The 14,060-nt window shown below is 47.2% G+C and carries 11 protein-coding genes; all 11 read left to right on the forward strand.

Features of this window, described 5'->3' with window-relative positions; genetic code table 11:
• Nucleotides 1-695 precede the first annotated feature (695 nt).
• Entirely contained in the window at nucleotides 696-1,139 is a 444-nt protein-coding gene (locus GC097_RS13965) for a MarR family winged helix-turn-helix transcriptional regulator (protein WP_171683906.1), read from the forward strand.
• Entirely contained in the window at nucleotides 1,136-1,795 is a 660-nt protein-coding gene (locus tag GC097_RS13970) for an HlyD family secretion protein (RefSeq protein ID WP_171683907.1), read from the forward strand. The genes GC097_RS13965 and GC097_RS13970 overlap by 4 nt, the downstream gene beginning before the upstream one ends.
• Before the next feature lie 9 nt (nucleotides 1,796-1,804).
• The gene (locus tag GC097_RS13975; RefSeq protein WP_171683908.1) at nucleotides 1,805-3,121 is read left to right on the forward strand and encodes an efflux RND transporter periplasmic adaptor subunit; all 1,317 of its coding nucleotides are present in this window, start codon (nucleotides 1,805-1,807) and stop codon (nucleotides 3,119-3,121) included.
• Between the two features lie 14 nt (nucleotides 3,122-3,135).
• Nucleotides 3,136-4,761 (forward strand): DHA2 family efflux MFS transporter permease subunit, encoded by a 1,626-nt coding sequence (locus tag GC097_RS13980; protein WP_171683909.1) that lies wholly within the window; start codon nucleotides 3,136-3,138, stop codon nucleotides 4,759-4,761.
• A gap of 19 nt (nucleotides 4,762-4,780) precedes the next feature.
• Nucleotides 4,781-6,529, forward strand: coding sequence for a DUF4352 domain-containing protein (locus GC097_RS13985; RefSeq protein ID WP_171683910.1), 1,749 nt, complete (start codon nucleotides 4,781-4,783; stop codon nucleotides 6,527-6,529).
• A gap of 80 nt (nucleotides 6,530-6,609) precedes the next feature.
• Complete coding sequence (locus GC097_RS13990; protein WP_171683911.1) at nucleotides 6,610-7,257, forward strand: carboxylesterase family protein; 648 nt, start codon at nucleotides 6,610-6,612, stop codon at nucleotides 7,255-7,257.
• Nucleotides 7,258-7,330: 73 nt separating this feature from the next.
• Complete coding sequence (locus tag GC097_RS13995; RefSeq protein ID WP_171683912.1) at nucleotides 7,331-7,759, forward strand: cell wall hydrolase; 429 nt, start codon at nucleotides 7,331-7,333, stop codon at nucleotides 7,757-7,759.
• Nucleotides 7,760-7,980: 221 nt separating this feature from the next.
• Nucleotides 7,981-9,600 carry an extracellular solute-binding protein gene (locus tag GC097_RS14000; RefSeq protein WP_171683913.1) on the forward strand — a complete coding sequence of 540 codons (1,620 nt, stop codon included), beginning with the start codon at nucleotides 7,981-7,983 and terminating at the stop codon, nucleotides 9,598-9,600.
• A gap of 76 nt (nucleotides 9,601-9,676) precedes the next feature.
• Nucleotides 9,677-10,633, forward strand: coding sequence for an ABC transporter permease (locus GC097_RS14005; RefSeq protein ID WP_376768387.1), 957 nt, complete (start codon nucleotides 9,677-9,679; stop codon nucleotides 10,631-10,633).
• A 10-nt stretch (nucleotides 10,634-10,643) separates the two neighbouring features.
• On the forward strand, nucleotides 10,644-11,525 hold the full coding sequence (locus GC097_RS14010; protein ID WP_171683915.1) for a carbohydrate ABC transporter permease: 882 nt from the start codon (nucleotides 10,644-10,646) through the stop codon (nucleotides 11,523-11,525).
• A gap of 147 nt (nucleotides 11,526-11,672) precedes the next feature.
• Nucleotides 11,673-14,030: a helix-turn-helix domain-containing protein gene (locus GC097_RS14015; protein ID WP_246294223.1), complete on the forward strand. Its 2,358-nt coding sequence runs from the start codon at nucleotides 11,673-11,675 to the stop codon at nucleotides 14,028-14,030.
• Nucleotides 14,031-14,060 lie beyond the last annotated feature (30 nt).

Below are 14,060 nucleotides of genomic sequence, written 5' to 3' on the forward strand. Positions count from 1 at the left end.
GATCTTTGTTCCCTCTACTTTTTTAATTAGCTGTTTTTGGAGTAAATAGGGGACCATAGTTCCCACTTGAGCGGAATGGAATATATGCTTATGCGCTTTCCTTAGTGCCAATGACCAAATCGGCCGTAGAGCTGGGGGACACGGCGCGAGAGGACCCAAAAGGCCTTCTCGGAAGCCGTGAAGGCCTAATTTTGCGCTGAGACAGCCGAAAAGGCCGTCTCAAGAGGAAGAATCGGCCGTAGAGCTGGGCGACACGGCGCGAGAGAACCCAAAAGGCCTTCTCGGAAGCCGTGAAGGCCTAATTTTGCTCTGAGACAGCCAAAAAGGCCGTCTCAAGAGGAAAAATCGGCCGTAGAGCTGTGCAACACGGCGCGAGAGGACCCAAAAGGCCTTCTCGGAAGCCGTGAAGGCATGCTCCTGCGCCGAGACAGCCCAAAAGGCCGTCTCAAGAGCTGGAACCCGCTTAGCCAGCTCTGTTTTCTTCTTTTTAAAGCTGGCAAAAGGAATACTTCAAAGCTCCAGCTTTCATGCAGCTTCCGAAGGCCGAAAACAACAGGTTTCGGCCCATTTTTTGAGTGCGGAAACTCACAATTCTACATATATCCAGTTGCATAAAAGCGTGGTATGATGGGTGATGTCATAATATTTCGTATGCGAAAGATCTAAGCGTTTAGGCTGGATGAGGGGGGCGCGTGTTGGAAGAGGTTAGAGATCTTGTGGCTGAATTAACGAGGCTGCACAAAGTAAGGGGATCTTTACTGTATAGGGAACTTCAGCGAGAGGAGCTGACGGGACCTCAGTTGTTTATTTTACGTGAATTGTTTCAGAAACAACCTAGAAAGCTGGGGGATTTGGCTCAGTCAGTGAATCTTAGTAACAGTACAGTTTCCGGTATTGTTGATCGGCTGGAACGGGATGGGATGGTGGAACGCAAGAGAGATGAGCAAGATCGCAGGGTGGTCTGGATTGGTACGACTGATTTCTGCCAGCAGATGAAGAAAACGAAGATTGAGACAATGAATAGCGAGTTTTACGCAGGTTTAGAAAACGTCTTTACTCCTGAGCAGATTCAGACGTGCAAAGAAGTGGTAGGAATACTTATTAAACATTTGGAGAAAAAGCTGGAGGGAACGGAATGAAACGTAAATTAATTCTAATTGTTATTCTGGCTGTCATTGTCATTAGCGGAGCCTATATCGGCGGTTATTACTGGTATCAGGGCGCTAACTACGTTGCGACAGACAATGCCCGTATCTCGGGAGATATTTATCGGGTCATGCCCCGAATTTCCGGCAAAATCAATACCCTTGGCGTTAAAATAGGCGATACGGTTGTGGCTGATCAAATCGTCGGACAGCAGGATATTACGAATTTATCGAATAGTTTATTAGATCAAGCGTCATTACGCTCGCCGATCAGCGGAACCGTGATTCAAACCTCGGCTAAGGTTGGCGAAGTAGTGGCTCCCGGTCAGTCCGTTGCGATGATTGTGGATAAGAACGCCTTATTCGTATCGGCAGACATTGATGAAACGAAAATCAAAAAAATACATGTGGGGCAATTGGTAACATTCGATATCGATACATACGGCGGAACCGAGTTCCAAGGGAAAGTAACGGAGATCGGTCAGGCGACGGCTTCCACGTTCTCATTGCTTCCAACAACGAGCTCCAGCGGGAACTTCACCAAAGTTACACAACGTATGAATGTAAAGGTATCTATAGACGACTATAAGGGATTGGATCTGGCGCCAGGTATGAATGCGTCGATCAAAATCCATATCAAAGGGGAGTAACGATTGCCCATGAAAAAACATCTTAACGTAGTTTTATCTTTAAGTGTTCTGGCCGGCTCCATGCTGCTTGCGAGCGGCTGCAGTTCTTCACCGACAAGTGCTGCCCAAGCAGCTGTACCCTCGGTCAAGGTGATTACGATCAACGGTGCGAATGCTGCCAATGCAAGCGGTAAGCTAGCAAGTGATCAAACCGTTCAAGTCGTGTCCAAAATAGGCGGAAAAATTGCTTCTGTTGCTGTAGAAGAAGGCGCAAAAGTGAAAAAGGGCGATCTGCTCGTACAGCTCGACACCGAAGACTTAGTCCAACAACTGGATCAAGCACAAGCGGGACTGACGGCATCGCAAGCCAAATTGGCCGATACACAAGCAGGTGCCCGTTCGCAGGATTTGCAGGCGGCAATGGCGTCAGTCGAGCAAGCCAAAGCGGCTGTTAACCAGGCCAAAGCAGGGGTGTCGCAAGCGCAAGCCGCTTATGATCTTGTGACCAAAGGGTACAATCATGCGAAGAATTTTTATGATCAAGGCGATGTAAGCTCTGACGATCTGGATAAAGCAACGCTCGATTACGAAAAAGCCAAAGGAGCTAATGAATCCGCTCTTTCGGCACAACAGGCAGCGAATGCGCAATTGACTGCGGCCGAAGCTAAGCTGAGCTTAGCTAGAGAAGGCGCAACGGCAAATACGTTAGAACAGTTAAAAGCCGATGTATCAGCGAAGCAAGCCGCCTTGAACCTCGTTCAAATCGCTATCAAAAATGCGGGTATCGTGTCCCCGATAGACGGCGTGATTGTTAAAAAGAACGCAAATGCAGGAGAAATGGCTCAAGCAGGGGCAGCATTACTGACTGTTGTCAACGTGGATAAAGTGAAAGTTGAAGTCAGCGTGCCCGAAGGAATGATTAATTCGATCAAGCAAGGAGCCAAAGGAACCGTTGTGGTCCCTAGTATTCCAGGAAAAACGTTCGAAGGAACGATCACTTTCGTAAGTCCGGTTTCCGATACGAATAATAATACTTTCCCAGTGAAGCTGACGGTAAACAATCCGGATGGCACCTTGCATGCGGGGGCTATCGCCAGTGTGGCATTCGGAGATGGCGGCAGCGAAAGTCGTGTGGAAGTGCCTAAAGTTGCGCTTATCCAAAAAGACGGCAAATCGGTCGCTTTCAAGCTCAGCGGCGACACTGTCCAATCTGTCGTGCTCCAGACCGAAGATAAGAACCAAGACTGGGTATATCTTAAAGGAGACTCCGCTTTGAAACCGGGTGATAAAATCGTCTTGAACCCCGGCGACAAGCTGACGGACGGAGCCAAGGTTCATGCCGAGTAAAGGAGGCTGCAACAATGTCAACAACAACGGCAGAAACAGCTACTCCCACGGCTGAGCCGCAAGAGGAGAAAATTACAGTCTACCAATGGTTAGCGCTGCTAGTACTCATCTTAGGCACATTTTTAGCAATTCTCGATAATAGCTTAATGAACGTTGCGATACCGAAGCTCATGGCTGTATTCGGCTCTACGTCGACGGAAATTGAATGGGTTGTTACGGGGTATATGCTCGCTTCAGCGGTTGTTGTCCCTATGGGCGGATTTCTAGCTGACCGCTTCGGTTACAAAACAACGTTTCTGACAACGGTGAGCGCTTTTATTGTCGGCTCGGTATTATGCGGAATCGCTTGGAGCGATACAAGTCTAATCATTTTCCGGATCATTCAAGGACTTGGCGGCGGTTTTATTATGCCTGTCGGTATGGCCATGCTTTACCAAATCATGCCACGGAGCAAAATTCAAGTCGCTATGGGGATCTGGGGGATAGCGGCCATGGCTGCGCCTGCGATGGGGCCGACATTAAGCGGATATTTAATCGATAATTTTAGCTGGCGTTATTTATTTTATATCAACGTTCCGATCGGGATTATTGCCGTAGGTCTTGGTTTGATTATTTTAAAAGAGACACCTAGACACACTGGACTGAAGTTTGATTATGTCGGCAGTATATTGTGTATGATTGTTTTCAGCACACTGCTTCTGGCGTTAACGGACGGCCAATCCGACGGGTGGACTTCCTTCTATATTGTAAGTTTGTTTTTCGTCTCCATTTCTTGTTTTGTTCTCTTAATTTGGTTCGAGCTGGGCAAAGATAATCCGATTATGGATTTTCGATTGTTCAAAAATCCAGTGTTTACGCTAAGTTTGGCAGCATCAAGCTTTGTCATGATTTCCATGCAGGGCGGTATTTATATGATGCCAATCTTTATGCAAAACGTAACGGGTTTGACGCCCATGCAAACCGGATTGGTCATGATGCCGCAATCGATCGCCATGGCTTTCATGATGCCTATTGCCGGCAAGCTTGTTTCTAAATACGGGGTCGTGCCTCTTGGTATCGCGGGTTTGGCTATTATTGGCTGTACGACCTTAGAGATGCATGTGCTTTCTCAACAAACGACGACTCACTGGATAAGCGGATTGCTCGTTATTCGAGGTATTGGCATTGGCTTATGCATGATGCCGTTATCTTCAGCGGGGATGAACACGCTGCCCAACCATCTGATAGGCAGAGCTTCCTCCGTATCGAATGTCATCCGAAATGTCATGGCATCGCTTGGAATTGCGCTGTTGACCAGCCTTATGAATAACAAATCCACACAGTTCGGAGCAAGATTCAATGAATCTATTTCTACGAATACGCCAGCATTTGCCGATTTTCAAACGAATGTCGTTAACCGTTACCTGGAGCTCGGAACGGACGCGTCTTCAGCATCCGGCGGTGTTACAGGCGTTCTATTCGGACTCGTACAAAAAGAGGCTTTGACAAGAGCGATTGCAGACACACTGATGATATCTGCGATTCCGGCTTTTATAGCGATCATCTTAGTCTTCTTCATGCGCCAGAAAAAGAAAAATCAAGCAGCCGAGCAGAATTCCACTGCTTCTGACGCTCAGCATCATGTAATGATTGAAATGTAGACTTAGGAGGAAATAAAAGATGAAAATTCAATTCAAACAAGCTGCAATGACGCTCGTTCTGTCATCCTCATTGCTGATGTCGGGCCTCCCGGCGCTGGCTGATGGAATAGAGGCAACCGTTACCCAGGCAAGCGCAGCTCCGGTCTATGCGATAAGCGATAACCTCCAAGTTGCGATCGAAGGTGTCTCTAGCGAGAAAACAGCCAGCGGCGTGCGCCTTGGCTCTGTTATAAGAATAAAGAACACAAGCACTCAAACGCTTCGCATTCCTGACTATGAGCTTCGAGTTACAACGACGGATGGTGTCGTGTACGCTCTGCGTCCAAGCAGCAGCAATGCACACGGGGTTCAGCCGCAGTCAGAAGTTGAATTGACCTATTTGAAGGTCATTAACCGGCAAACGGAAGTTGAAATAAGCGATCTCTCGCTTATTGATGTGAACTATAATGTGTATCCGAAAGTGGAAACAGCTTTGTTCACGGCCCCAATCGCGGGGATGGTATGGAACGGAAACCGCGGAGAGTTTAAAGAGGCTCAGCCGTCCGTTAAGTGGGGAGAAACATTCCGTATTCCTGCTGTGGAATCGCCTTTGCAATACAAGACGGTAGATATCACGAAAAGTAACAGCAATGAAGGCGCTGTTTATGTTGTGAAGCTTTTGGTAACGAACCCGAGCGATCAATCCGAAACATTGCCTTCGCTTGAATTGGCTGGCAAGTCCAAAACAACCTTATACACAGGCAAACAGGTTGAAGCAAATCCTGTCGTGCTGGATGCCGGTGAGAGCAAATATGTGCATTATGCAATTCGGGCCGATATGGATACCGTGCTGGACAGCATAAATGTTCTGACATCAGAAATCTTTACCCAAGCGGATGCAGCAGGCGCTGTGAAAACTTCAGCATTCACGATCGGAAAACTGAAGCTTGAGATGCCGAAAACTGCGGGAGCCGCTAGCAGCTATACGTATTCCACGCCGATTGCTTTTGAAAAATGGAATGATGTCATTAATAAGGATCTGGATGTGGCACTCGCAGAGCTGCATGTTGCGGACAACAAAGATCAAGGAAGCAAAGTTGCTTTTGCTAAGTTTACGTTGACGAACAAGGGGTTAAGCGATATTCCTGTCCCCGTTTTTCAAACGCTGTTGTCGAGTCCGACAGGCTTTGATTACACAGGTGACAGACAAAATAATGTGCAGATGTCCATCGCTCCTGGAACCTCCACGGTTGTGAGCTATGCTTTTGTTCTGCCTGTCGCTGAGACGAGCGATACATTCACAATGAAATTGCAGAACGAAGTCCGTGGGCAAGCGGTCGGAGAAACGAAACCGGCCTTCAAATCAACGATCGCTTCTTATCAGGTAACCGTCCAGGGAAATGAAGACAGGAAGCAAATTTCCTTGTATCCGTACAAAATTAATATTAAAGACTATACCTTAACGGGAATCGTTTCTCCCGGACAAACAATTGCGATCAATTACACCTATAAGCTGCAGCTGTATATGGATCTCATCCGTGATCCTCAAGTGTTGGTCGACAAAAATTTCTCCAAATTAAAATTTGAGCTGGTTGATTCTGCTGGAAGCATACTAGGCTCCCAAAGCTTCCCGTTCACTGGCACTGACCGCTTAGTGAATGGCAAACAAACGTTAACGTTCAGCAATTTAACAACCGATCAAATTCAAAGTAATGTGATGGTTAACGTATATGAAGCGTTGAATACGCCTGCGGGCGAGGTGGATCGTCTGATTACAGAGTTGAAATAACAGCGGTGCTAGGTGGAGATGACCCTTACTTTTACTTCGTAAGGGTCTTTTTTTCACGATGTTAAAAGGGAGAGACAGGGATGCCAATTAACCATCGTAGGCTAAACAAAGAGATTATCAAACGGGTAGATATGGGCTATCAGTTGTTTGTTCCCTCCTCGTATGAAGAGAAGCCGGATAAGAAGTGGCCGTTAATCATGTTTCTGCACGGCATTAAAAAGCGCGGGGATGATATTCATCTGCTTGATGGCTATGGGCTTACATGGATGGCGGAGAAACAAAGCGATTTTGAGTTTTTTGTTCTTACTCCGCAATGCCCCGAGCTTTCTTCATGGCCGTATGAACGAGACGCACTGGTTGCCTTATTGGATGAAATTTGTAACACGTTTCGAGTGGATTCCGAGAAAATTTATCTTACCGGATTTAGCATGGGAGGCAATGGTGCTTGGGACTTGGCTGCACATTACCCGGATCGGTTTGCTGCGGTTGCTCCGCTTGCCGGTTGGTTTGACGTCCAGAAGGCACACTTGTTGAAAGAGCTGCCTGTTTGGACTTTTCATGGCGAAGACGACGATGTTGTTTCCATACAAGGGTCGAAGATGATGGTGGAGGCGCTGCGGCAAGTAGGAGCAGAAGTTGCCTTCACAACCTTTCCGGGGTTGAAGCACGCCATTATGGACGAAGTGTACGGTAATCGGGAGTTATTTGATTGGTTTTTGAACCATTAAAGCCTACTTCACATACAAATACAGTATCCAATGACTGGATTCATTGATCATGCAAACTATTTGAGGTGAAAACATGGCAGTTGTTAAAGCCAGAGATCAGGATATCGACCTTTTGGCAAGGTTGCTTCGTGCGGAAGCCGAGGGTGAGGGCGAGCAAGGGATGTTGATGGTCGGAAACGTGGGAATCAACCGGATCAGAGCGAACTGCTCCGATTTTAAGAATCTCCGTACGATTCCGCAAATGGTCTATCAAGAGCATGCGTTTGAAGCTGTTCAACATAGCTATTTTTATCAAAAAGCAAGAGACCGGGATAAACGGCTGGCCAAAAGATCCGTTAATGGTGAGCGGCTGTGGCCTTCCGAATTCAGTTTGTGGTATTTCAGACCGGGGGGAGATTGCCCCTCCACTTGGTACAATCAACCGCTTGTAGGACGCTGGAAGAAGCACTGCTTCTACCAACCGACAACGCAAGAGTGCCAAAACATTTTTAACACATTCTAAAAAAGTGAACCTTCAGGAGCCAATAGGCTCCTTTTTCTTATGCGCAGAGGCTTGTTTCTGCGTCTGTTTGCGAAATCGACGATGCTTTTAGAGAAATCATCGATTTCTGCGAATAAATTCGCCATGCGATTTTTTATTTTACGCATAGGATCCACCTCCGTATTCCATTAGGCTGAAGGAAGAGATGCATCTCACCATAACCATAATGGAGGGTCCATGTAATGAAGAAAATGTTAGCCTTAACGATGACCGTCATGATGACAAGCACGATGATCGCCTGCTCCTCTCAGACGGAAACGACGCCTGCTGCCAAGGATGCGCAATCGCCTGCGGCGGGAACAGCCACGACTTATCCGATCAAAACGGATAAAACACTTACCTACTGGGGTGAGTTGAACGGCAACTTAACAGGTGTCAAAACAACGCATAGCGATGTTCCGTTTTTCCAAGATTGGCAGAAGAAAACGGGCGTGCCCCTTAAATTCACGGCGCCTCCGACGGGGCAAACGAAAGAAGCCCTTAACGTCATGCTTGCTTCCGGGGATTTGCCCGATATGATTGAATACAACTTCCTGAGCGATTTCCCAGGGGGACCTGAGAAAGCGATTAAGGATGGCTACATTCTGAAATTGAATGATTTGATCGATAAATACGCGCCTAATTTAAAAAAATATTTAAAGGAACACCCGGAAACTGACAAGATGGTCAAAACGGATAACGGCAGCTACTATGCGTTTCCTTTCATAAGAGGGGATGAGTATCTCCAAGTTTTCCAAGGCCCGATTATTCGCAAGGACTGGTTGGACGAGCTGGGACTTCCTGTGCCGGAAACGATCGATGAGTGGACGGCGACGCTCACAGCGTTCAAAGAGAAGAAAGGCGCAGCCGCACCTCTTTCCTTTATTTCCAAGCCCCGGTTCTTCAATGAATCCTATAACGGCGCATTCTTAGGGGCGTTCGGCGTCAATCGCGGCTTCTACCTGGAGAATGGAGACATTAAATTCGGCCCGGCGGAAAAAGGGTTCAAAGAGTATTTAAGCTTGTTCAACAGTTGGTACAAAGACGGTTTGTTAGATAAAAATATTGCTACGGTAGATAACAAAGCGCTGGACGGCAGCTTCGCATCCGGCGGCACCGGCGCTAGTATCGGTAACGCTGGAGGCGGGATCGGCAAATGGCAGCCGCTGGTCCAAGCGAAGGACCCGAAAGCGCAATTGGTCGCAGCTCCGTACCCTGTGCTGAAAAAAGGCGACATGCCGAAGTTCGGCCAAAAGGATAAGCCCTATTCCTCCGGCGGTATCGTAGCGGTTACTTCCAAAGCCAAAGATCCGGAATTGGCTGTGAGATTGCTGGATTACGGTTACAGCGAGGAAGGCCGTATGTTCTTCAACTTCGGAACCGAAGGCGTTAGCTACAAAATGGAGAACGGTTACCCGAAATATACGGATCTGTTAATGAAGAATCCGGATAAATTAGCTCCTGCACAGGCGATGTCGATGTACGTTCGCGGAAGCTACAACGGTCCGTTTATCCAGGATAAGCGTTATGCGGAGCAGTTCTTTACGATGTCTTCGCAGCGCGATGCCGTCAACATTTGGAAGAAAACGGATGCCGACAAATACAGTTTGCCGCCGCTTACGCCAACGCCGGAAGAGAGCTCCGAGTATGCGAAAATTATGAATGACATCAATACGCTGGTCGATGAAATGACGCTCAAAATCATTCTGGGCAACGAGCCCGTCAGTCAATATGAAAGCTATATAGCGAAAATGAAATCGCTCAACCTGGATCGCGCCATCGCGATTCAAAAAGCAGCGCTTGACCGCTACAACAAGCGGTAGGAAGAACATACAGCAGAACGAAAGGGAGGGCTCCCCGAAGCCCTCTCTCCTAATTTGAATTGGGGTGAGGATGAAGATGGAGAAAGCCAGACCGCTTGAGAAAGCGCGGCTCGTTCGGAAAAAAGCGGATGCAAACCGCTATGTCCGCGACTTTGTTTTAAACAAATATTTGTATTTGATGATGGTTCCCGTACTTGCTTATTATTTTATTTTTCACTATGCACCGATGTACGGCGCTTTGATCGCATTCAAAGAATATTCGCCTATGAAAGGGATTTTGGGCAGTCCTTGGATCGGTTTTAAGAATTTTCAGGACTTTTTCGGCAGCTATTACTTTTGGCGGATATTGAAAAATACGATTGTCATCTCGTTGTATTCCTTGGTTTTTGAGTTCCCGGCACCGATTATTTTGGCCCTCCTCATCAATGAAGTGCGCAGCAAGATGTTTAAGCGTGTAGCGCAAACGATCACCTACATGCCATATTTTATTTCGATGGTCGTGATTTGCGGGATTATTACTGATTTTACGAACGCGGACGGCGTCATTAATAAAATCGTGATGGCATTCGGCTACGACGGGCAAGCGATGCTGCAGAAGCCGGAATTGTTTCGTCCGATCTACATCCTCTCCGAAATATGGCAGCGAATCGGCTGGGAGTCCATCATCTATATCGCCGCTTTAATGGGAATCGATCAGGAGCAGTATGAGGCGGCACGCATGGACGGGGCGAGCAGATGGAAGCAGATTGTCTACATTACTTTGCCGGGGATCATGCCGACGATTGCGATTATGTTTATTTTGCGGATGGGGAATTTGCTGAATGTAGGCTTTGAGAAAATTATTTTGCTGTATAATCCTGTCACTTATGAAACAGCAGACGTGATCTCGTCTTTCGTCTACCGCAAAGGGCTTTTGGAGTTCGGATGGAGCTACAGCTCGGCTGTTGGCTTGTTTAACTCGGTCATCAACCTGATTCTCCTGATTACAGCGAACTATATTAGCCGCAAAGTTAACGAAAGCAGTCTATGGTGAGGTGAAATCTATGAAAAAACATACCGGCATACTAGAAAAATGGTTCGATGCCTCGATCTATTTGATACTGATCGCACTCGTCATCGTCACTTTGTATCCATTGTTATACGTGCTTTTTGCTTCGTTAAGCGATGCGGGGCGATTAGTTGCGCACAAAGGGATTTTGCTGAAATCGCTTGGCTTTAGTTTGGAAGCTTACCGAGGCGTAATGAAAAACCCGGGCATTCTCATCGGTTACCGGAATACGCTGTTTATCGTGATCGCTGGCGTAGCCGTGAATCTGCTGATGACAGCGCTGGGCGCGTATGTGCTTTCCCGCAAAAATGTCATCTGGAACAAGGCGTTCATGCTCATTATTGTATTCACCATGTTTTTCAATGGGGGCTTAATTCCTTTATATCTGGTTGTCAAAAATATCGGTCTGCTCGATTCTCTCTGGGCGACGATCATCCCTTTCTCCATCGGCACATTCAATCTGATCATTATGCGCACAGCGTTTATGTCGATCCCGGACAGCTTGGAGGAGTCGGCCAAAATCGACGGCGCCAACCATTTCACGATTCTGTTCCGGATAATTATCCCGCTTTCCATGCCGGTCATTGCCGTTATGATTTTGTATTATGCGGTGGATAAATGGAACGGCTGGTTCTATGCCTCTGTGTTTATTAAAAGCCGGGATCTGTTCCCGCTGCAGCTCGTCCTCCGGGAGATTCTGATCGCGAATTCAACGGATGGCATGTCCGTCGGCGCGGATGCGGGCGACCGCTTTCAGATCGGTGAAACCATTAAATATGCCACGATTGTTGTGGCCACATTGCCGGTGCTTTGCATTTATCCGTTCGTTCAACGATTCTTTGTCAAAGGGGTCATGGTCGGTTCTTTAAAAGGATAAACCGCTTCGAATCCGGTCGGAATCGAGCTTTTGTCAATCGAATTTGTCATTTTGGACATTCCTCCCCTTGCATATAGCGGTATAATATAGGGAAGTGGAGACAATCCCTTCAGACTATATCGAACATCCAATGGGAGGAGATCCATATTGAACATCGGATTTCTATGGCGAAAAAGAAAAAGCATTATTTTTACCTGGTTAATATCCTACAGCGCCGTTTTGTTCATCCCCATGATGATGAGCTTAATTATTTATTCACAATCCAGCGACGCGTTAAAAAGCGAGATTCACCGGGCGAACGATTCTTTGCTCAAACAAGTGCGGTATACGATTGACACCCAAATCGATTTGATGAAACGATTGAATATGGAAATCACATGGAATACGAAGCTGCAATCCTTGATGTACTCCAACATTGGGCAGAGCGATGATCAATTCCTTGCTTATCAACTGGTCAAAGAGTTTAGAATGTACCAAACCTCGTATGCGGCGATTGATGAGTTCTACGTCACTTGGGACCAATCCTCTTCGATTCTGCGGCCCGGCAATGTCAGAGATATGAAAACGGCTTTCGATACGCTTCACAACACGGGCACGCTTCGTTATGAGCAGTGGCTCGACACGATCAACAACGCGGCTAATAACCAGTTTCTATTGCTGCCTCATTCAGATGCCGGCAGTCCCCAAACCTCTATTGCATATATTGCGCATCTGCCCAAAGATTTGAATGGGAAACAAACGGGGACTGTCGTCGTGATGGCGGACTTGGCGAGATTCCAGAAGGCGATGGAAACGATTTCCGGGTTTAGCGGCGGGCAATTATTAATTCTTAACCATGACAATCAAGTTCTGCTTTCCAATCTTCCTGTGTCGGTCTATACAAATCTCAATCTGGAGCAAGCGCTCGATCGGGATCATGTGGCATATTCGCCGGCAAAGAACGGGGATTCAGAACTCTTTTATATGCAATCGGCAGTTTCTGACTTGAAGTACGTGCTGGTCATCCCCAGCCGGATTTATTGGGAGAAAGCGGAGTATGTCCGTAAATTCACTTATGTCAGCATCCTCATCTCGCTCATTGGAGCAGGTGTGTTAACATGGTTTTTCATGCGCCGCAACTATTCGCCGATTCAACGGCTTGTTCAGTCGGTTTCGGACAAGCATTCGGCAGAGGAGCGGACAGACGGGAACGAGCTGAGTTTTATTCAGCGGGCGATCTCGGATACCCGAAGCGAAAAGGATCAAATCGCGCTGCAATTGCAGTCTCATCAATATGTGCTGCGCTCGAATATGTTGAACCGGCTCCTGAAAGGCAAGAGCGATACGCTTATTTCGTATGAAGAGGCATTCAAATCGTTCCATATGGAACTCATTTCCAATGAATTTGCGGTTGTTTTATTTGCCGTTGAAAATAATGAGAAGCTTTCCGCCAATTTGCCGGGCATGGATATGAACGAAAGGCGGAAGCTGATTCAATTCATTATCACCAATGTGGTAGAAGAGCTTGTTGGACACCGTCATCATGCCGGTTACGTCGCGGAAGTCGACGACATGATGGTTTGTTTAGTCAATTTTGCTGCAGACGAAGCGGCCGAGCGGAAGGAAGACCTGAACTGGATTGCAACCGAAGCCCAGCGGTTTCTGATGCGTTTTCACATGGATCTCACGATCTCGATCGGCGGCATTCATTCCTCGCTGTTTGGCGTGGCCAAAGCCTATAGCGAGGCATTGGACGCGATGGAGTATAAAATGGTTCGGGGAAAAAGAGAAATTATTACTTACGATGAAATTCGGATTGATTCCGCGGATAAGCTGCCGCTTGGCTACTATTATCCGCTTCAAGTGGAGCAGCAAATTATTAATATGATTAAAATTGGCGATTTCGAGCAGGCGTCTGCCAGTATGAACGAGATCATGGAACGAAATTTTAACAAACCTCTGGTCTCGCTGACGTTGGCCAGATGTTTGATTTTTAATCTGGTCGGTACGATGGTGAAGGCGATTAATGAGCTTGGGGATGGGGAAAGCCGGTTGCTGGGAGACAATCCGCGATGGATGGATTCCATTATCGCATGCGATACGATCCTTGAAATGCAGCAGGAGCTCCTGAGCTTGCTCAAAGAAGTTTGTGCGCATGCAGCCGCCAAAATGGAAACGAATGTAACGAAGGAACGCGCCGAGACGCTGCGCGAGCTGATCACGAATGTGATCCGTTATATTGAGGAACATTATCAGGACGCCAATCTCAATGTCAATACGATCGGTGAGCGTTTTGAGCTCAAGGGCAGCTACGTTTCAAAGCTGTTTAAGGATGGTACCGGCGAAGGATTGCTGGACTATATTACGAAATTCCGAATAGGACAGGCCAAGCGAATGATCGTTCACAAGCAGGGCTCCATTTCGGAAATCGCCAAGTCCGTTGGCTATAATGAAGCGGCTACGTTTATTCGTGTTTTCAAAAAATATGAGGGGATTACGCCCGGGAAATACAAGGAAATGCCCTGATTTTCGCTGCAAGATCCCAGCTTATGGAGG

Origin of the sequence: Paenibacillus planticolens (genome assembly GCF_013141725.1) — a bacterium.
Classification (GTDB): Bacteria; Bacillota; Bacilli; order Paenibacillales; family NBRC-103111; genus Paenibacillus_E; species Paenibacillus_E planticolens.